We start from the raw sequence: 19313 nt of genomic DNA on the forward strand, positions 1-19313 counted from the left end.
GCTGCCTCCGGGAAGGAGACGCTGCGTGATCGTGGACTGCGCCATCTACCGCGACGGGCGCCGGACAGAGGGGCCCGCGGACTTCTCCGACGCGCTGGACGAGGCGCGGGCCACCGGGGACGCGTTCGTCTGGATCGGACTACACGAGCCCACTGAACGCGAATTCGACCACGTCACGAAGGAGTTCGGCCTGCACCCGCTGGCGGTCGAGGACGCCCTGAAGGCGCATCAGCGCCCGAAGCTCGAGGTGTACGACGACTCGCTGTTCCTCGTCCTCAAGCCGGTGGTGTACGAGCCGCAGAGTGACACCGTGTCCTCGGGCGAGGTGATGCTGTTCCTCGGCGACTCGTTCGTGGTGAGCGTCCGGCACGGCGAAGGGGCGCCTCTGAGGGCGGTACGACAGCGGCTGGAGGCAGAGCCGGACCTGCTCAAACAGGGCCCGACGTCCGTGATGTACGCAGTCGCCGACGCGATCGTGGACCGCTATCTGGAGGTCGCGACGGAGCTCCAGACCGATCTCGAGGAGCTCGAGGCGGAGGTGTTCTCGCCGGAGCGCGGCGAGTCGCGGCACACCGCGCCCCGGATCTACACGTTCAAGCGGCAGGTACTTGAGTTCCGCCGGGCCACCGGTCCGCTGGCCCTGCCGCTGGCCCGGCTGGCGGGTACGGGCCCCTACTCGGCGGCCGTGCCGTTCGCCAGCGACGCCGCTCAGCCGTTCTTCCGTGATGTCAGCGACCATCTGACACGCGTGAACGAGTCCGTGGAGGGCCTCGACCGGCTGGTCTCTGACGTCCTCTCGGCGCATCTGGCGCAGATGAGCGTCCGGCAGAACGACGACATGCGGAAGATCTCGTCGTGGGCGGCCATGGCCGCGGTCCCCACGATGATCGCGGGGATCTACGGCATGAACTTCGAGCACATGCCCGAGCTGACGTGGACATGGGGGTACCCGGCGGTGATCCTGCTGATGGCCGCGCTGGAGATCGGCCTGTACAGGCTGTTCAAGAGCCGCGGCTGGCTCTAGTGCCCCGACAGGCAACGTTCGCCCCGTCGCGACGCCCGGCACGCACTCTCGCCGCACCGGCCGAAAGCCCAAGTACGTCCAGTACGAGGACTTCCGGCCGGCACTCCCCCAGCCTCCGGCCGGGGGGACCCCCAGAGCACGCACCGGACGCCGCTCCTTGACGGGCAAACGTTGCCTGCCGGGGCACTAGTCACAGACCGCGCCCACCACAGACCACGCCGACCGCGCTCCACGCGCGCGTGCGGACGCACAGCACTCGGAAACGAGCCCGCACGCGCGCGTGCCCTACGCGAATTCCGGTGCCGACGTCGCGGGCCCGCCCAGGGCGTCGCGCCGCTCGGGCATCTTCAGGGACACCATCCGACGCCAGCCGCCGAGCCGCTCGTACACGTACACGGCGTGGATGCCCGCGGCGAGCAGGGCCGCCTTGGCCCGGGGCCAGCCCAGGATGCGGCCCATGTGGTCCATCACGGCGAGGCTCACGTCGCGGTAGATGCGGATCTCGGCGAGGGCACTCTCGCGCAGGATCCGCTGGATGGTGCGGCCGTGCCCGGCGCGCGCGAAGCGGAGCAGCTCCTCGTGGCAGTACGCGAGGTGGTTGTCCTCGTCGCTCGAGATCATCTTGACCGCGCGGCCGATGTCGGGGTGGTCGGCGAAGTGCTTGCGCAGCAGTTCCATCTGCTCGGAGGCGCGCTGTTCGGTGACCCGGCTGTGGGCGAGATACGTGACGATGTCCTGGACGGTGAGGGGCTCGTCGCGCTTGAGCTGTTCGTGTGCGAGCCCGATGCCGTGCTTCTCGAGGAGCATCGTGTAGTCCGTCTCCTGCGGGACCTCGACCGGTTCCAGACCGCGCTTCTTCAGCAGGGCGTTGAAGATCCGCCCGTGCTTGTCCTCGTCCGCGCCGTGGCGCGCGACCTTGGGCGCCAGCCCCCGCTCGCTCTCGGGCACGAGCGCGGCGATACGGCCGTTCTCCCAGCCGCCCTGGGCCTCTCCGCTGGCGGCGATGGAACAGAACAGCCGGAAGGACTCGTCGTTGTCGAGGATCTCCTGGAAAAGGCTCTTCGCTGAAAGCATCACTGCCACCTCCGTGCAGGGGTCCGCAAAGAACGAGTCAAATGCGGTGGCACGCGAGGGGCAACAGGTGTGTCGGACAACTCCGCCAAACGGAGGACGCCTGCGTCGGAAGGGCCGCGTAGACGGAGAAGGGCCGCGTAGGGTCGGAAGACCGCGTAACCGAGGGGGCCTTGACGCGTTGTTCCGGGCGACGGCCGTGGCGGGGAAGACCCCCGAGCCCCCACCACGGCCGCAGAAACCTTCTCCCGCGCTTGCGGCCTCTACTGTTACGCCAGTCCGGCGCGCTCCAGGGCGTCGACGCCGGCCCGCAGGGACGCGATCCGCTCGTCCAGCGTGAAGCCCGCGGGGGCCAGCGTGAGGGTGGTGACCCCGGCCGCGGCGTAGGCACGCATCCGCTCGGCGATGCGGTCCACCGAGCCGAGCAGAGTGGTCTGGTCGATCAGCTGCTGCGGGACAGCGGCGGCCGCGCCCTCCTTGTCGCCGGACAGGTACTTGTCCTGGATCTCGGCGGCCTCCTTCTCGTACCCCATGCGCTGCGCGAGCTGGTTGTAGAAGTTCTGCTTGCGGCTGCCCATGCCGCCCACGTAGAGCGCGGTGTACGGGCGGAACAGGTCGGCCAGCGCGGACACGTCCTTGTCCGAGCCGTCCGGGCTCACGGCGATCGGCAGGGTCGGGGCGACGTCGAAGCCCTCCATCGTCAGACCCGCCTTCTCGCGGCCCGCCCGCAGATGCCGCAGTGCCGTCTCCTCCAGGTGCTCGGCCGACGGGAAGATCAGCAGCGCGCCGTCGGCGATCTCGCCGGTCTGCTCCAGGTTCTTCGGGCCGATCGCCGCGATGTACAGCGGGATGTGCTCGCGCTGCGGATGCACGGTGAGCTTGATCGGCTTGCCCGGGCCGCCCGGCAGCGGCAGCGTCCAGTGCTCGCCCTCGTACGACAGGCGCTCGCGCGTCATGGCCTTGCGCACGATCTCCACGTACTCACGCGTGCGTGCCAGCGGCTTGTCGAACTTCACGCCGTACCAGCCCTCGGAGACCTGGGGACCCGAGACGCCGAGGCCCAGCCGGAAGCGGCCGCCGGAGAGCGAGTCCAGGGTCGCCGCGGTCATCGCGGTCATCGCGGGCTGGCGGGCCGGGATCTGGAAGATCGCGGATCCGACGTCGATGCGGTCGGTGTGGGCGGCGACCCAGGTCAGCACGGTGGCGGCGTCGGAGCCGTAGGCCTCGGCCGCCCAGCAGACCGCGTAGCCCAGCCGGTCGGCCTCCTGGGCGACGGCCAGATTGTCCGCGTCCATCCCGGCGCCCCAGTAGCCGAGGTTGATACCGAGCTTCATGGCCGAATCCCCTTACCCATCAGTAACGTCTCTTGTGCCCGAGACCCTAGCGCGCTGGTGCGGCCTGCGTCAGCGACGGGTGGAGCAAGACGGAGCAAGACGGGCGGGAGCAACCCGTGCGCAGGATGTCCACGATCCGATGTCCAAACGGCGGGGTCCGCACGGCGGGGTCCACACGGCGTTGTCCACGGACGGCGTTGTCCACAGGTGGTTGTCCACAGGGCCACACACGTAGACGTCCGGCCAGTAATCTCAGCGCCCATGGAGCAGAGGCATCTCGGCCGTACCGGCCTGCGTGTGTCCCGCATCGGACTCGGCACCCTGACCTGGGGGCGGGACACCGACGAGCGCGACGCCGCGGACCTGTTGAAGGTCTTCTGGGAGGTGGGCGGCACGCTCGTCGACACCGCCGATGTGTACGGCGACGGTGAGGCGGAGTATCTGCTCGGACAGCTCATGGAAGGGCTGGTTCCGCGGCGCGATCTGGTGATCGCGACCAAGGCGGGCAGCGTGCCGGATCCGGACCGGCGCTTCGACGGTTCGCGCGGCCATCTGCTGGCGGCCCTCGACGCCTCGCTCGGCCGCCTGGGGACCGACTACGTCGACCTGTGGCAGGTGCACGCGTTCGACCCGGAGACGCCTCTCGACGAGACGCTGCAGGCCTTGGACATCGCCGTAAGCAGCGGTCGCGCGCGCTATGCCGGGGTGTCCAACTTCTGCGGCTGGCAGCTCGCCAAGGCGGCGACGTGGCAGCTCGCGGCGCCCGGTGTGCGGACGCGGCTGGCCAGTACGCAGATGGAGTACTCGCTGCTGCAGCGCGGCGTCGAGCGGGAGGTGCTGCCCGCAGCGCTGGACCTCGGCGTGGGGTTGCTGCCGTCCTCGCCGCTGGGCCGTGGCGTGCTCACCGGCAAGTACCGGCACGCGACACCGGCCGACTCCCGCGGCGCCTCCGACCACCTCGCCCCGTTTGTCGCGCCTTACCTGGACGACGCCGCGAGCCGCATCGTCGACGCGGTGGCGACGGCGGCCGACGGGCTCGCCTCGACGCCCCTGCAGGTGGCCCTCGCCTGGGTACGGGACCGCCCCGGAGTCGTCGCACCGATCGTCGGCGCCCGCACCGCACAGCAGCTCACGGCGGCATTGTCAGTGGAGACGCTTAGTCTTCCTGACGAGATCTGCGAGGCGCTCGACGACGTGTCGGCGCCGGTGCACCGCTATCCCGACCAGGACTGGAGCACGCTGTGAGTACGGAGCGGGAGTCCGCTGCCGCGATGGGAACCGAGCCGGGGAGTTCCGCGGGCGTCCCGGGGAAACCCGAGGGTGTTGCGGGGGGCCCGGGCGCCGGAGGTGCGGGGGCCGTCGGCGTCGGCGCCCGGACCGACGGGCCCGGCACGGCCGCCGACTCCGGCGCCGCCTCCGCCGGGGCAGGCGCGGCTGCCCGTGTCGGGGGGCCTGGGGACCCGGGGGCCGGAGGGCCGCCAGAAGGCGCGGCGGGGGCCAGGGGCGGTGGCCACAGCGATGGCGAGGCTGAGCCCTCGGAGGAGCGCGCAGCTCGGCCCGGCGCGGACACTGCTGCGCCGGCACAGCCCGCAGTCCCGGGCGACGGCGAGGCCGAGAGTGCCGCCGAATCCGGGGCCGCGGAAGACGGCGCTACGGGGGCCGGGGAGCACGACCGAACCCCGGCTGCAGACCGCAGCGGATCGGGAGCCGGCGGCGACGAGACCGAGAAGCACACCCCGGCCAGGGAGACTGCGGGCGGCGCGGGCGCGGATGGCGATGCGGCCGTGGACGCTGAGGGTGGCGCGGGTCGTGGTGGAGATGAGGGCGCGGGCGTCGGCGGTGAGATGTCCGATGCCGAGGCCGAGTTGGCGGCGCAGCGGGCCCTTCGGGAGCGGATCGAGAAGCGGAAGGCCGAGAAGCAGGGGCCGGTCACGGCTGGGGCGAAGCTCACCGGGAAGGCAGCTGATCTGCTGGCCGCGGTGCGGGCGGTGGAGAGCGGCGAGCGTCCCGTCGCCCATGTCTTCGACGAGCCGGAACCGGCGCCGCGCAAGCCGGTCAAGGAACCGGTGCGCAGACCCACGCCCACGCCTGCTGCGGCACCCGCGTCGGGTGCGGCGCACTCGCCGGAGACCGTCGAGGCGGCACGGGAGGTACTGACCGCGGGCGGCGCCCCTGCCGCACTCGCCGTACCGGCCACCGCCGCTCTGGGCGACGGTGCGGCCGCTCAACTGCGCGACGACCCTTGGCAGTTGCTCCGGATCGCCGGTGTGCGGCCCGAGCAGGCCGACGGGTTCGCCCGGGCCCTGCTCGGTGCCGAATGCGGCCCGGACGACGAGCGCAGGGGCCGCGCGATCACCGTATGGCTGCTGGAGCAGGCGGCCCTGGCCGGGCACACGGCCCTCGACGCCGACGAACTCCGCGCCGCGCTCGCGCAACGCTCGGTGCCCGATCCGGACGCCGCCGTGCAGAACGCCATCGCGGACGGCGACGTGCTCGTCTTTCAGGACGCACTCGACGCATCCCCGTCCACCGCCGCGCTCCCGCCCTCCGGCGAGGGCGAGGTCCAGGAAGATGCCGAAGGCGAGCGGCCGGTCCGGGTCCTCATCGGCCTCGAGCGCTGTGCACTGGCCGAGGAGAGCCTGGCCGACGGTCTGGCACGGGTGATCAATTCCCTGGTGAAGGCCGATGAGACGGACGTCGCCGCCTGGGAGCGTGCCGCCGGTGCAGCGTCCCGCTCCGCCGCGGAGCTGATTCGAGCGGTGGCCGGGCACGGTCTCGTGCTGCACACCGGAGGTGAGGCGGCGCGGGCAGAACCGGCCGCGCTGGTCGCCGCCGCGCGGGCCATGGGCCTGCGTGTGTGTGCTGCCACCCACAGTCCTGACGGGCGGCGCCGTTTCGCCGCTCTCCTCGCCGCTGCGGAGGGCTCGGCGGCGGCCGGCGCGGAGACTGCGGGCGTAGCAGCGGAACAGGGCGAGCCGACCGACGCCGTCGCCACTGTGGCCGGGCTCCTCTCCGGTGCGGAAGGGCCTGGCCGGGACGCCGACGGAGCGTTGGCGGTCGATCTGCTGGTCGTGCTGGACGCACCCCAGCTGGACGTCGAGACCGCGGCGATGGTCGTCGAGTCCCTGCCGGACGGAGAGCGGCTGGTGCTGAGCGGTGACCCGTCCGTCCTGTGGTCGGCCGGCGCGGGCCGCGTCTTCGGGGATCTGCTGGCCGCCCGCGTCTGCCCGCAGATCGCCTCCCGTACGCCCGACCCGGGGCCCATCGGCGAGCTGGTCTCCGGAATCGGCATCGGCGAGCTCAACGAGGTCGCGGCCCCCGGCAAGGAAGTCGTGATCGTGCCGGTGCGGGACCCCGGCGAGGCGGTGCACCGCACGGTGCAGCTGGTCGCCGACTCCGTGCCCAGGGCGATCGGGGTGCCTTCCGAACACACCCAGGTGATCACGCCGGGGCATGGCGGCGCGGCAGGTACGCGCGCGTTGAACACGGCGCTGAAGGAGCGGCTGAACCCCGGCCCCGGCCGGTTCGGCGGCTTCGACCCCGGCGACCGGGTCGCATACTCGCCGGCCCTCGGCCGTACGGTGCCGGGGCGCGTGGTGATGGCCGACGCGGACGGGCTGCACCTGGACTGCGAGGGCACGCCCGTGGTCGTACCGAAGGAGCAGGTGGAGCGCCTCGTGCGGCACGGGTGGGCGCTGACCGCGCACCAGGCGGTGGGACAGCGGTGGCCCGCCGCGGTCGTCGTCCTTCCCGGCGATGCGGCCCAGGCCCTGACCCGCGCCTGGGTATACACAGCCTTCGGCCGCGCCGACCGGCATCTGTCCGTGGTGCAGGGGGCGGACCAGGCTCTGCCGCGGGCGGTGGCGGAGATCCCGGCGAAGCCACGGACGACGCGGCTGCAGACACTGATGCGGATGCAGGTTCCCGCCGGAGGTTAGCCAGGCATGGGAGGTACCCAAGGCGATGGGGTACCTCCCATGCCCATAAGCAACCCTTGTAGGCAAACCCTGGAGTGGGCCGGGTCTCCCGGGCCCACGCCAAGGATCAGGGCTCGGCCCGCAGATCCTCCTCAAGGTCGTCGTCGGGGCCCAGCGGCTCCAGATCGTCGTCCTCGTCGTCCTCCGGCTCGTCGTCGAAGACGGAGCTGACGTCGAAGCGGCACGCGACCCGCTGGGGGTCGACCTGTTCGAAGGGGGCGTCCAGCCACTCCCCGGGCTCCGGTGGCTCGTCGGCGACGGTCACCCACAGCGTGGAGTCGCCCTCCTCGAGGCCGAACTCCTTGTGCCGCGATGCGATCTCATCCGGTTCGAACTCACCGAACAGGATGCCCAGCGCACCGTGGGCGGAGCCGTTCGCCGCGCCCCCTGCGGATTCCTCTTCCACGGCCGCGACCCGCTGGGCCTGGGCCATCAGTCGCTGCGGCTCCACCACGGCATAGTCGCGGCGGATCAGCACGCTGAGCGCGTTCGGTTCCTCGGGACCCGTGTACGGCGGCAGCGTGTCCTCCGTGCCGGGGATCTCGAAGGGGGTGACCTCGTCGTAGCGGTCGTAGAGGAGCTCGTCGTACTCCTCGGCCGCCGCGGCCAGCTCGTTGAACGCTTCGTAGACGGCCGGGTCGTCCTCTCCCGACCTGCGCTCGACCGCTGCCAGGTGGCGGTCGAGCGCAGCCTTGACCGCCTCTGCGGCGGCGCGTACCTCGGCAGCGGTGGGCTGCGCAGCATCAGACATACTGCAGACGCTATCCGTACGGAGCCTCTGCCCGCACAATAGATGCGATGCCGGAATACGAATTTGTCGACGTGTACGTACCGCGCGGGGTGTCCCGTAAGGAGACCACACGTCTGCTGACTGACCATGCCGAGTACGGACACTGGGAGCTGGACCGTCTCAGGCTCCACCCGGACGGGAGCCGCAGGGTGCGGCTGCGCCGACGGATCATCCGCCAGGTACGTGCCACGTGGTGACCTGAGACGGCGGAACGGAGCGGCCCCGCGGCTGCGGGCCCACTCCGTTCCGTGCACCACCTCGGTGACATGCGTCACTTGGTGGTCTTCGGCGTGCTGCGCAGATACGTGCGCGCTCTCGGTTACGCCTGCGCTACCCGCAGTTACGCGGCCGACCGGGCCTTGCGGTAGAGCACGGCACCCGCGAGCAGCGCACCCGCGCCCACCGGAAGGACCATGCCCACCGGCAGTGAACTGCCGGTCGCAGCGAGCTGCTCGGCGCCCTGGGGCGCCGTCACGGTATGCGTCTCCGGCTGGTTCGGGTCGGAGGCGCCCGGGTCCCCGACCGGCGCCTGCGGCTCGTCCGGGTGCGCCGGGTCGGAGGGCGTGTTGCCCCCCGGCGGTGCCGCCTCGTTGCCGTCCGAGGAGTTGCCGCACTCGTTGTCCGCCGCCGCGTTGCCGAGGCCGCCGACGGTGACGTTGTTGCCGCAGACGTTGACCGGCACGTCGACCGGCACCTGGATGTTGTTGCCGGAGCCGATGCCGGGCGAGTCGCTCGCGTGACCGCCCGCCTCAGAGCCGCCGCCGGACGCCTGGTCGTTGCCGTTGTCGCCGTTGTCTTCGGAGACGTTGCCGCAGTCGTTGTCCGCCGCGGGGTTGAGGACCCCGACGACGTTCACCGTGTTCCCGCACACGTTCACCGGGACGTCCACGGGGACCTGGACACTGTTGCCCGAGAGCACGCCGGGCGAGTCGGAAGCGGTCCCGTTCGCTCCCGAGTCGGCGTGTGCGTAGCCGCCGGTCATGGCGATTACGCCGGTCGCGGCTGCCAGAGTGAGGCGTTTGCGCGTGACCTGTCGCATAGGTTTTCCCTGCCTTGTACCTTCCGGAATGCGCACGGGCCCGCTTGCACGTGCGCGGAAGATCCGTCGGCCCCGGAGCTCGTCCCGCGAACTCCGGAGCCTAGGACTCAGACCCTCATGGGGTGGTGCACAACGTCAGTCGTTGATGCAGGTGTTGCCGAAGGCGGGGTTCAGCAGCCCGATCACGGAGACGGTGTTGCCACAGACATTCACCGGCACATGGATCGGGGCCTGAATGACGTTGCCCGAGAGCACGCCGGGCGAGTTCACAGCGGCACCCTGAGCACCGGCGTCGGCAGCGGCAACACCCGCACCCGCGAGTACGAGACCACCCGTGGCAGCCGCGGCAGCGACGACCTTCTTGATCATTCTTCCTCCTCATTGGCAAATGCGGCCCCGGTCTCGGACCGCATCATCAGTAACGAGGAGCCGGTAATCGGGCTACGTCCTTATCGTTCCATTCACTCTTTCTGATAACTGCGCACGTATGGACGATTGTTGGAGTGCCGATTCCTCAGGGCCCTCCAAGCGAATCGGTCAAGTGCCATGCTCATACATTGAGTTGACATCACGTCAGGATGCGTCGATGAACCGGTCCAGTACGCGCACGCCGAACTTGAGCCCCTCGACCGGGACCCGCTCGTCGACCCCGTGGAACATGCCGGCGAAGTCCAGCTCGGGCGGTAGCTGCAGCGGCGCGAAGCCGAAGCAGCGGATGCCGAGATCGTCGAAGGACTTCGCGTCCGTACCACCGGAGAGCATGTACGGAACGGCCCGCGCGATCGGGTCCTCGGCACGCAGCGCCGACTGCATCGCGTCGACGAGCGAGCCGTCGAAGTCAGTCTCCAGGGCCTTGTCGCTGTGCACGTCCTCGCGCCGGACGCGCGGCCCCAGGATCCGGTCGAGGTCGGCCAGGAACTCCTCCTCGTACCCCGGCAGGAAGCGCCCGTCCACGTGTGCGGTGGCCTGGCCCGGGATCACGTTCACCTTGTACCCGGCGCCGAGCATGGTCGGGGCCGCGGAGTTGCGCAGTGTGGCACCGACCATCTTCGCGATGCCCCCGAGTTTGGCGAGGGTGGTGTCCATGTCCTCGGGGTCGAGTTCGGTGCCGAGCGCGTCGGAGAGTTCGTCGAGGAAGGACCGTACGGTCTTGGTGACGCGCACCGGCCACTTGTGCCGGCCGAGCCGCCCGACCGCCTCGCAGAGTTCCGTGATGGCGTTGCCGTCGTTCGTCATCGAGCCGTGGCCGGCCGTGCCGTCCACGGTGAGCCGCATCCAGTGCATGCCCTTCTGGGCGGTCTCGACGAGGTAGAGCCGCAGCTGCTCGTTGACGGTGAAGGAGAAGCCGCCGACCTCGCCGATCGCCTCGGTGACGCCCTCGAAGAGCGCGGGGTGCCTGTCCACGAGGTGACGTGCGCCGTACACCCCGCCCGCCTCCTCGTCGGCGACGAAGGCCAGCACGATGTCCCGCGGGGGCTTGCGCCCGCTGCGCAGCCGGTCGCGCACGACCGCGAGGGTCATCGCGTCCATGTCCTTCATGTCGACGGCGCCGCGGCCCCACACGCAGCCGTCGGCGATCTCGCCCGAGAACGGGTGGTGGGTCCAGTCGTGGGCATTGGCCGGTACGACATCGGTGTGGCCGTGGATGAGGAGTGCGGGCCGCGAGGGGTCCTCGCCCTCGATGCGGGCCACCGTGGAGGAGCGGCCCGGGTGGGACTCGAAGATCTGCGGCTCGAGCCCGACCTCGGCCAGCTTCTCGGCCATGTACTCGGCGGCCTTGCGCTCACCCGGCCCCGAGTGGTCTCCGTAGTTGCTGGTGTCGATCCGGATGAGGTCGCGGCAGAGGTCGACGACCTCGTCCTCGCCGGAGACGGACCCGGCCCTGCTGGCGCCGCTCGACTCGCTCACGCTGCTTCCTCCCGCTGTAGCTGCTGGTGGTACCCCATCCTCCCCCTCGGACGGGCGGGGCCCAAGGCCGGTCCCGGCCCGGTCATGCAGCGTTAACAGCGGCAGTGCCCGTGATCACCTGGTGATCAGGTGGGTGATCAGTCGGGTGATCAGGCACCTCCGAATGTTTGCTATGGTTTTCCACGTCGCCGCGGGAAACCGCGAGAGACCACCAAGTCCGGGTGGCGGAATGGCAGACGCGCTAGCTTGAGGTGCTAGTGCCCTTTATCGGGCGTGGGGGTTCAAGTCCCCCCTCGGACACATCGGCGAACTGCCGGTCACTTCGGTGACCGGCAGTTTTGCGTGTGGTCGGGCATGCGATGTCACTCCTCGACCGTGTCACTCCTCCACCGTGACGGCGATGGCTGGGCACTGCGCCGCGGCCTGCCGGACGTCGGCCCAGTGCTCGGCGGTCGGGCCGGCGACGAGCAGCACGACGCACGGTCCACAGCTTCGGTGCGGGCCAGCGCCTGCCCCCTACCGGCCTGCGGAGGCCTCGGGTGCAGATCGCACGGCACGTACGCCTGAGCGGGTGCCGGGCACCTGCCGGGCACAATGGCCGCATGGCCCGACGCAAGATCCGTCCCTCCGCTCCGGCGGCCCCCGCCCTGTGCCCCTGCGGTTCCGGCACCACGTACGGCGAGTGCTGCGGCCGCCCCCACTCCGGGGCCTCCTCGGCGCCGACCGCCGAGGCGCTGATGCGGTCGCGGTACAGCGCGTTCGCGGTACGGGACGAGGCGTATCTGCTGCGGACCTGGCATCCGGAGACGCGGCCGCCGCGGGTGGAGTTCGATCCGGGGATGCGCTGGACGGGCCTGGAGATCGTCGGGACGACCGACGGGTCGGCCTTCCACACCACGGGCACGGTGACCTTCCGAGCGCACTACACGGACGGCGGCCGGCCGGGCGTTCTGCACGAGCGCAGCCGCTTCACGCGGGTCGACGGGGCGTGGGTCTATGTCGACGGGGAGTTCGTCGCATAGCGGGGCGCCCGACTGCCGGTGCCCCGGTCGGAGCCGGAGGGCCGGGCCCGCCTCAGGGCGCCAGGATGTCCAGCTCCTGGAGCGCGCCCACCGCGATCTCGCGGGTGAGCTCCTCGGCGCGGGCCGCGTCGCCCTCCCGTACCGCCTCCGCGACCTGCACATGCAGGCGGACCGCCGGCGGATCGGGGTCCTTGAACATCACCTGGTGGTGGGTGCGGCCGGACAGTACCTCGGCCACGAGGTCGCCGAGGTGCGCGAACATCTCGTTGCCGGAGGCGTTGAGGATCACCCGGTGGAAGGCGATGTCGTGCACCAGGTACGCCTCCAGCTGCTGGCCGCGTGAGGTGGCGACCATGCCCAGGGCGCACTCGGTGAGTTCCGCGCACTGCTCGGGGGTGGCGTTGCGCGCGGCCAGTCCCGCGGCGACGGGTTCGACGGCCGAGCGCAGCACGGTCAGCGAGCGCAGCTGGCGCGGGCGGTCGGCGCCGGCGAGGCGCCAGCGGATGACCTGGGGGTCGTAGACGTTCCACTCCGCGACGGGGCGCACCGTCACGCCCACGCGACGACGGGACTCCACGAGGTGCATCGACTCCAGGACGCGCACCGCCTCGCGCATCACGGAGCGCGACACCTCGAGGCGCTCGGCCAGCTCGTCGGTGCGCAGCACGCTGCCCGGCTTGTACTCCCCGGCGGTGATGGCGGGCCCGAGGGTCTCCAGTACGCGTGCGTGCAGCCCCTGGGCCTGCGTCGTCATGCGGTCAGCGTACGAGGCACCGGGCCGCGCTCAAAAGTCAGACTTTTACATCACACTCCCTTGAATTCATCAGACCTTTAAGCTTCAGTTACGTCGACACACGATGTCGATGAAGACAGCGAGGCAACTGATGAGCACCCCCCAGGTCGTCGTGGTCATGGGCGTGGCAGGGACCGGCAAGACGACGATCGGCCCCCTGCTCGCGGCCCGGCTCGGCGTTCCCTACGCCGAGGGCGACGACTTTCATCCCGAGTCCAACATCGCGAAGATGTCGGCCGGGACGCCATTGACGGACGACGACCGCTGGCCCTGGCTCGACGCCATCGGCGCCTGGGCGCACAGCAGGGACGGTCTCGGTGGCGTCGTCAGCAGCTCGGCGTTGAAGCGGAGTTATCGCGACCGCTTGCGCGCCGCCGCTCCCGGCGTCGTCTTCGTCCACCTCACCGGCGACCGGAAGCTCATCGAGGACCGCATGTCGCATCGCGAAGGCCATTTCATGCCGACCGCCCTGCTGGACTCCCAGTTCGCCACGCTCCAGCCGCTGGAGCCGGACGAGGCGGGCGTCGCCGTCGATGTGTCGGGCAGCCCGGACGAGATCACCGACCGGGCGGTCGAAGCGCTCCGCGCCTTCGCGCGGCGGCAGCCGGCCGAGTAGCACCCCTCCCCCGTGGCCGGTCCGGCCGGCGGGCGCGCCTGCCTGCTCCCACCGCCGCACCCCACAGCTCTTGACCCGCAAACCTCCCAACCCATGCAAGGAAACAGACCGTGACCAGTCTCAGCGTCGAGACGCTGGCAGCGGACGCTGTCGAGCCGATCACCTCGGCGGGCAATGCCCAGCTCGGGATAGCCGTCCTCGCGGGCATCGCCGTCATCGTCCTGCTCATCACGAAGTTCAAGCTCCATGCGTTCCTGGCGCTGACCATCGGGTCACTCGCGCTCGGCGCCTTCGCGGGCGCCCCGCTCGACAAGGCCATCGCGAGCTTCACCACCGGCCTGGGCTCCACCGTGGCGGGCGTGGGCGTGCTGATCGCGCTGGGCGCGATCCTCGGCAAGCTGCTGGCCGACTCCGGCGGCGCGGACCAGATCGTCGACACGATCCTCGCCAAGGCGAGCGGGCGCACCATGCCCTGGGCAATGGTGCTGATCGCCTCCGTGATCGGGCTGCCGCTCTTCTTCGAGGTCGGCATCGTGCTGCTGATCCCGGTGGTGCTGATGGTCGCCAAGCGCGGCAACTACTCGCTGATGCGCATCGGCATCCCGGCGCTCGCCGGTCTGTCCGTGATGCACGGCCTCATCCCGCCGCACCCCGGCCCGCTGGTCGCGATCGACGCGATCAAGGCCAACCTCGGCGTGACGCTGGCCCTCGGCATCGTCGTCGCCATCCCGACAGTGATCATCGCGGGTCCGCTGTTCTCGAAGTACGCGGCCCGCTGGGTGGACGTACCGGTGCCGGAGCGGATGACCCAGCAGCGCCCGTCCGAGGACCTGGACAAGCGCCCGGGCTTCGGCATCACCCTCGCCACGGTGCTGCTGCCCGTCGTGCTCATGCTGGCCAAGGCCCTTGTGGACATCGTCATCGACGACCCCGAGAACTCCGTGCAGCGGGTCTTCGACGTCATCGGTTCGTCGATGTTCGCGCTGCTCGCCGCAGTGATCGTCGGCATCTTCACGCTGGGCCGCGCAGCTGGATTCACCAAGGAGCGGATCTCCTCCACCGTCGAGACGTCGCTCGCCCCGATCGCGGGGATCCTGCTGATCGTCGGCGCGGGCGGCGGCTTCAAGCAGACGCTGATCGACTCCGGTGTCGGCCAGATGATCCTGGACTTCTCCAAGGACTGGTCGATCCCGGCGCTGCTGCTGGCCTGGCTGATCGCGGTGGCGATCCGCCTCGCGACCGGCTCGGCGACCGTGGCGACGATCTCCGCGGCCGGACTGGTGGCTCCGCTGGCTGCCGACATGTCGACCACGCACGCCGCCCTGCTGGTACTGGCGATCGGCGCGGGCTCGCTCTTCTTCAGCCACGTCAACGACGCCGGATTCTGGCTCGTCAAGGAGTACTTCGGGCTGAACGTCGGCCAGACCATCAAGACCTGGTCCGTGATGGAGACGATCATCTCGGTGGTGGCGGGAGCCCTGGTACTGCTGCTGTCCTTGATCATCTAGCGTCGGCCGACACGGCGTTCGCGGCGACGGTGAGACCCCACGACGATGGGTTCTCACCGTCGCCGTTCGCATGACGGGCGATGAGACCAGCGCGCCTACGGCCGCCACAGCGGATGTTCGCGTTTCGCCCACTCCCGGTCCACGGAACCCGTACGCAGGCCGCGGCGGGCCTCCGGGTCGGCCAGGGCCATGCCGATGTGGCCGGCCAGGACGATGCCGATCGTCAGTGCCAGCCAGTCGTGGACGAAGGTCGCGCCGGTGCGCCACACGAGTGGGGTCAGATGTGTGAACCACATCAGCAGCCCGGTGCCGAGCATCACCAGCACGGCTCCGGCGGTCCACGCGGCGTAGGTCTTCTGTCCGGCGTTGAACTTCCCTGCCGGACGCGACTCCGGGCGCCTGTCACGGCGTACGACCGCACGCAGCCACCGCCGGTCGTGCGGGCCGAAGCGGTTCAGGAGCCGCAGATCCGCGCGGAAGGCGCGGGAGGCTAGGCCCGCCAGCGCCGGGACCGGCAGCAGCAGTCCCGACCATTCGTGGAGGATGACCACGAGGGCGCGGCGGCCGACGAGTTCGGCGAGCTGGGGCACGTAGAGACTGGCGGCCGTCGCCACGCAGACGCTCATCAGGGCGGCCGTGGTGCGGTGCACCCAGCGCTCGGCACGAGTGAAGCGGCGAACTCGGGACGGCTGTTCGGACGCGGCGCCTTCCCGCACAAGGCCGTGTCCGCCCCGCAGTTCAGGTCGTGGGCTCATCGTCCCGTCCGTTCGAGCGGCCCACCCACGCGTCCACGTCGTAGCCGCGCTTTTCCCAGTACCCGGGCCGGACGTCCTCTGTGAGAGTGATGCCGGAGAGCCACTTCGCGGACTTGTAGAAGTACATCGGTGCCACATAGAGGCGGACAGGACCGCCGTGCGAGTGGCTCACGGGCTTGTCCTGCATCCGCAGGGCCACCAGGACGTCGTCCCCGCGGGCCTGCCGCAGCGTGAGGCTCTCGGTGTACGTGCCGTCGAAGCACGTGAAGCGGACCGCCGTGGCCGCCGGGCGCACTCCCGCGGCGTCCAGCAGCCTCGACAGCTGTACGCCCTCGAAGGGCGTGTCCGGCACCCGCCATCCGGTGACGCACTGGACGTCGCGCACGAGCCGCGTCTGCGGCATGGCACGCAGCTCGGCGAGTGTGTACGTGGTGGGGCGGTCGACCAGTCCGTCGATCGTCAGCCGGTAGTCGTCGGCGCCCTTGTGCGGTACGGACGAGGCGACCGAGTAGTAGCGGAAGCCGCCGCCGTTGGGGAGCAGGCCGGTCAGGCCGGTCGGGTCCTTGTCCGCCGCGTTGCCGAGGAAGGACTCAAGACCGCGCTGGAGCGGAGGGGCGGCGGCCACGCCCAGCGCGCCGAGCCCGAGCATGCCGAGCACGAGACGGCGGCCGACCGGTGTCCCGTGCCCCTCTTCTTCGGGCTCTTGGAGCTCCGAGGGCTCTGCGGGTTGTTCTGAGGTCACCCATCGATTCGAACACCCGCGGGCCCTGGAGACCAGGGGCCGCGGGTGTTCGTCAGACTTCTGTCATCTCGCTACAGCGTCATCGCGAGACTTCGTACTCCGCCGCCTTCTCGAGCTGGAACGCCTCGTTCCCCAGGCCTATACGCGCATGCGCCTCCGGCCTCCGGCTGCGGAGCACCGCGCCGTGGACGAGCCCGACCACGGCGGCCAGCGCGATGATGCCGGGCAGCACCCAGCTGAGGGACGAATCCGGGCCCGCGCCGACGAGGACGTCGAAGTCCTTGACGGTGTAGACCGCGATGACGAGCAGGGCGATCCCGGCGACCGCGGACGTGACCAGGCGCCAGGCCTGGGCGCGCGCGGCGCCCCGGCGGGCGAAGAAGACGATGACGGCGAGCGACGCGGTGGCCATCAGCAGGATGACGCCGAGCGCGCCGACGTTGCCCATCCAGGTGAACAGGTGCAGCACGGGCGCCGTCGGATCGCCGGCCGCTCCCTCGTCGGTGATCGCGAAGGCCACGACCACCACCACGGAGATCGCGGTCTGCAGCAGCGAACCGGTGCCGGGCGCGCCACTGGCGTTGCTGGTACGGCCGAAGGCGGCGGGCAGCAGGCCCTCGCGGCCCATGGCGAAGGCGTACCGGGCGACGACGTTGTGGAAGCTGAGCATCGCGGCGAACATGCCGGTGACGAACAGGACGTGCAGGACGTCGGTGAAGGTGGCGCCGAGGGTGTTCTCGGTGAGGAAGAACAGCAGGCCGGCACTCTGCTTCTGAGCGGCCGCGACGATGCCGGACGGGCCCGTGGCGACGGTGAGCGCCCAGCAGCTGAGGGCGAAGAAGACGGCGACGAACCCGATCGCCAGGAACATCACGCGGGCGACGACGAGGTGGGGACGGCTTGTCTCCTCGGCGTAGACAGGCGCCTGTTCGAAGCCGAGGAAGGCCGCGACGCAGAAGCACAGTGCGGTACCGAGGCCCGCACCGGTCAGGGTTTCGGGGTTGAACGCCTGCAGCGACAGGCCTTCCTTGGCGGGGTCGGCGACCGCCGCGATGTCGAAGATCACGACGAGCGCCACCTCGATGACCAGCAGCACGCCGAGCACGCGCGCGTTGAGGTCGATCTTCAGCCAGCCCAGGGCGCCGACGACGAGCGCGGCCGCGAGGGCGGGGATCCACCAGGCGACCTCCGTCTCGAGGTAGGTGGCGAACAGCCCGGAGACCTCGAAACCGAGGATGCCGTAGACGCCGACCTGCAGCGCGCTGTAGGCGACGAGTGCGACCAGCGCCGCGCCCGAGCCCGCCGTGCCGCCCAGGCCGCGCGATATGTACGCGTAGAAGGCACCGGCGTTGTGGACGTGCCGGCTCATCTCGGCGTACCCGAAGCTGAACAGCGCCAGCACCACGCCCAGGATGACGAAGAGCAGGGGCTGTCCGACGATCCCCATCACCCCGAATGTGGTGGGCATGACACCCGCGACGACCATGAGGGGTGCCGTGGCGGCGAGCACGGACAGCAGCAGCCCTGCCGTGCCGAGGCGGTCGGCGCGCAGGGCACGCTCCTGCCCCTTGTAGGTTCTGATCTCGCTCGTGCTCGAACTGCCCGTGGTCATGACGGGGGTTGTCCTTTCGCGGCAGGCGACTTGCGGATGAGGAACGGCTGGGAAGGAACGGCGGAAACGGCGGTCGGGTGCGGGCTAGGCGGTGCCGAGTGCGATGTTGCGCGCGGTGTGGAAGGCGTCGTACGGATCCCGGTCCGGGTACGACCAGGGGGCCCGGGTCGCATGCGGTCCTATGCGGTGGAACAGCGCGGCCGCCTCGGCGGGACGGCCCTCGCAGACCTTCGCGTGGGCGAGGAAGTTCAGATCGATGCGGTTGCGGGGATGGTCGTCACGCTCCCACTCCAGCCACCAGTCGAATGCCGCCTTCATGACCTGGCGGGCCCGGCGTCCCGTCCAGTGCCGACCGCACGCCGCGTCGCGGGGTTCCATGCCGGCGGCGGCCAGAACGCGGTAGCGCTCGGCGTGCGCGACGACGGGCAGGATGGCCAGCGGAGAGTCCTCGGACGCCTGTTCGGCGGCCCAGGACGCGAAGTCGTACACCTCGTGCATCGGGTCCTGGCCGGCTTCGACGTGCCGTTCCGCCAGGCGGGCCACCATCAGATGGTGGGCGTGGTGGTGGTCCGGGTGGCGGTGGCGGACCTCGTCGAAGAGCCGTACGACGTCTTCGTCACGGCCCGTCGCGCGCTCGAGGATCAGCAGCGAGAGCCAGGGCGTCGGGTCGTCCGGGACGAGTGCGGCCGCGGCGTGGCACGCCTTGCGCACGTGGTCGGGGCGCTCCTTGCCGTTCAGGGCGCGCAAGACCATGGCGCAGGCCTGGAGTACGACCGCGTCGGCCGACTCGGGCTCCGCCAGCCGCCACTCGCGGGACCAGGCGGCGGTGCTCGGCTCCTGGGCGAGGACGGTGATCCGGTGGCCGCGGCGGTCCCAGTCGTCGCCGGTGGCCGCCAGCAGCGAGCGGACGGCGGTCCAGCGGCCCTGGGCCAGGGCGGTACGGGCGGAGGCGAGTTCCGTGTCGTCCAGCGCGGGGTCGAATGCGCGTTCTGTCCGCTTGCGGGCACGGCCGAAGGGGGGTGGGGACACCGTGGGTTCCTTTATGACACGGCTATGCGCGGTTATGGCACGGTGTGCCAGCGGTGATCACGGACAGCAAAGCGGAGGGGGTTGTTTCCGTCA

At 70.7% G+C, this 19313-nt stretch carries 18 protein-coding genes and 1 tRNA gene; 8 read left to right on the forward strand and 11 right to left on the reverse strand.

Annotation, left to right across the window (positions count from 1 at the left end):
• Positions 1-25: 25 nt before the first annotated feature.
• Positions 26-1024, forward strand: coding sequence for a magnesium/cobalt transporter CorA (gene corA / locus H1D24_RS11665; protein WP_181657360.1), 999 nt, complete (start codon positions 26-28; stop codon positions 1022-1024).
• Between the two features lie 285 nt (positions 1025-1309).
• Here the strand turns inward: corA and H1D24_RS11670 are convergent, their stop codons facing one another.
• Both H1D24_RS11670 and H1D24_RS11675 read right to left on the reverse strand, forming a co-directional pair.
• Entirely contained in the window at positions 1310-2098 is a 789-nt protein-coding gene (locus H1D24_RS11670) for a ferritin-like domain-containing protein (protein ID WP_181657361.1), read from the reverse strand.
• A 266-nt stretch (positions 2099-2364) separates the two neighbouring features.
• Entirely contained in the window at positions 2365-3429 is a 1065-nt protein-coding gene (locus tag H1D24_RS11675) for an LLM class F420-dependent oxidoreductase (RefSeq protein WP_181657362.1), read from the reverse strand.
• 261 nt (positions 3430-3690) lie between these two features.
• Between H1D24_RS11675 and H1D24_RS11680 the strand changes: the two genes are divergently transcribed.
• Both H1D24_RS11680 and H1D24_RS11685 read left to right on the forward strand, forming a co-directional pair.
• Positions 3691-4674 (forward strand): aldo/keto reductase, encoded by a 984-nt coding sequence (locus tag H1D24_RS11680; protein ID WP_181657363.1) that lies wholly within the window; start codon positions 3691-3693, stop codon positions 4672-4674.
• 26 nt (positions 4675-4700) lie between these two features.
• The gene (locus H1D24_RS11685; RefSeq protein ID WP_181657415.1) at positions 4701-7367 is read left to right on the forward strand and encodes a helix-hairpin-helix domain-containing protein; all 2667 of its coding nucleotides are present in this window, start codon (positions 4701-4703) and stop codon (positions 7365-7367) included.
• 106 nt (positions 7368-7473) lie between these two features.
• Here H1D24_RS11685 and H1D24_RS11690 read toward each other — a convergent pair whose 3' ends face one another.
• Positions 7474-8157 (reverse strand): hypothetical protein, encoded by a 684-nt coding sequence (locus H1D24_RS11690; protein ID WP_181657364.1) that lies wholly within the window; start codon positions 8155-8157, stop codon positions 7474-7476.
• A 47-nt stretch (positions 8158-8204) separates the two neighbouring features.
• Here H1D24_RS11690 and H1D24_RS11695 point away from each other — a divergent pair, with 47 nt between their 5' ends.
• The gene (locus H1D24_RS11695; protein WP_067272272.1) at positions 8205-8393 is read left to right on the forward strand and encodes a DUF5703 family protein; all 189 of its coding nucleotides are present in this window, start codon (positions 8205-8207) and stop codon (positions 8391-8393) included.
• A gap of 143 nt (positions 8394-8536) precedes the next feature.
• Here the strand turns inward: H1D24_RS11695 and H1D24_RS43545 are convergent, their stop codons facing one another.
• The 3 genes from H1D24_RS43545 to H1D24_RS11710 form a co-directional block, all read right to left on the reverse strand.
• Entirely contained in the window at positions 8537-9235 is a 699-nt protein-coding gene (locus tag H1D24_RS43545; RefSeq protein ID WP_181657365.1) for a chaplin, read from the reverse strand.
• Between the two features lie 135 nt (positions 9236-9370).
• The gene (chpH, locus tag H1D24_RS11705) at positions 9371-9604 is read right to left on the reverse strand and encodes a chaplin ChpH (RefSeq protein ID WP_181657366.1); all 234 of its coding nucleotides are present in this window, start codon (positions 9602-9604) and stop codon (positions 9371-9373) included.
• Positions 9605-9808: 204 nt separating this feature from the next.
• On the reverse strand, positions 9809-11143 hold the full coding sequence (locus tag H1D24_RS11710) for a M20/M25/M40 family metallo-hydrolase (protein WP_181657367.1): 1335 nt from the start codon (positions 11141-11143) through the stop codon (positions 9809-9811).
• 215 nt (positions 11144-11358) lie between these two features.
• Here H1D24_RS11710 and H1D24_RS11715 point away from each other — a divergent pair.
• Positions 11359-11443 (forward strand) — tRNA-Leu (locus H1D24_RS11715).
• Positions 11444-11745: 302 nt separating this feature from the next.
• On the forward strand, positions 11746-12165 hold the full coding sequence (locus tag H1D24_RS11720; RefSeq protein WP_181657368.1) for a YchJ family protein: 420 nt from the start codon (positions 11746-11748) through the stop codon (positions 12163-12165).
• 52 nt (positions 12166-12217) lie between these two features.
• Here the strand turns inward: H1D24_RS11720 and H1D24_RS11725 are convergent, their stop codons facing one another.
• Complete coding sequence (locus tag H1D24_RS11725) at positions 12218-12919, reverse strand: FadR/GntR family transcriptional regulator (protein WP_181657369.1); 702 nt, start codon at positions 12917-12919, stop codon at positions 12218-12220.
• A gap of 130 nt (positions 12920-13049) precedes the next feature.
• Here H1D24_RS11725 and H1D24_RS11730 point away from each other — a divergent pair, with 130 nt between their 5' ends.
• Together H1D24_RS11730 and H1D24_RS11735 are read left to right on the forward strand one after the other, a co-directional pair.
• Positions 13050-13574: a gluconokinase gene (locus H1D24_RS11730; protein ID WP_181657370.1), complete on the forward strand. Its 525-nt coding sequence runs from the start codon at positions 13050-13052 to the stop codon at positions 13572-13574.
• Between the two features lie 110 nt (positions 13575-13684).
• On the forward strand, positions 13685-15082 hold the full coding sequence (locus H1D24_RS11735) for a GntP family permease (protein ID WP_181657371.1): 1398 nt from the start codon (positions 13685-13687) through the stop codon (positions 15080-15082).
• Positions 15083-15177: 95 nt separating this feature from the next.
• Here H1D24_RS11735 and H1D24_RS11740 read toward each other — a convergent pair whose 3' ends face one another.
• From H1D24_RS11740 to H1D24_RS11755, 4 genes are all read right to left on the reverse strand, one after another.
• Positions 15178-15837 (reverse strand): cytochrome b/b6 domain-containing protein, encoded by a 660-nt coding sequence (locus H1D24_RS11740; RefSeq protein ID WP_181657372.1) that lies wholly within the window; start codon positions 15835-15837, stop codon positions 15178-15180.
• Entirely contained in the window at positions 15821-16579 is a 759-nt protein-coding gene (locus H1D24_RS11745) for a molybdopterin-dependent oxidoreductase (protein ID WP_374064212.1), read from the reverse strand. Before H1D24_RS11745 ends, H1D24_RS11740 begins: the two co-directional genes overlap by 17 nt.
• Positions 16580-16658: 79 nt before the next feature.
• Positions 16659-18191, reverse strand: a complete 1533-nt coding sequence (locus H1D24_RS11750) for an APC family permease (protein WP_181657373.1) — start codon at positions 18189-18191, stop codon at positions 16659-16661.
• Between the two features lie 84 nt (positions 18192-18275).
• Complete coding sequence (locus H1D24_RS11755) at positions 18276-19220, reverse strand: hypothetical protein (protein ID WP_309484279.1); 945 nt, start codon at positions 19218-19220, stop codon at positions 18276-18278.
• Positions 19221-19313: the final 93 nt, after the last annotated feature.

Source organism: Streptomyces himalayensis subsp. himalayensis (assembly GCF_013778455.1).
Lineage (GTDB): Bacteria > Actinomycetota > Actinomycetes > Streptomycetales > Streptomycetaceae > Streptomyces > Streptomyces himalayensis.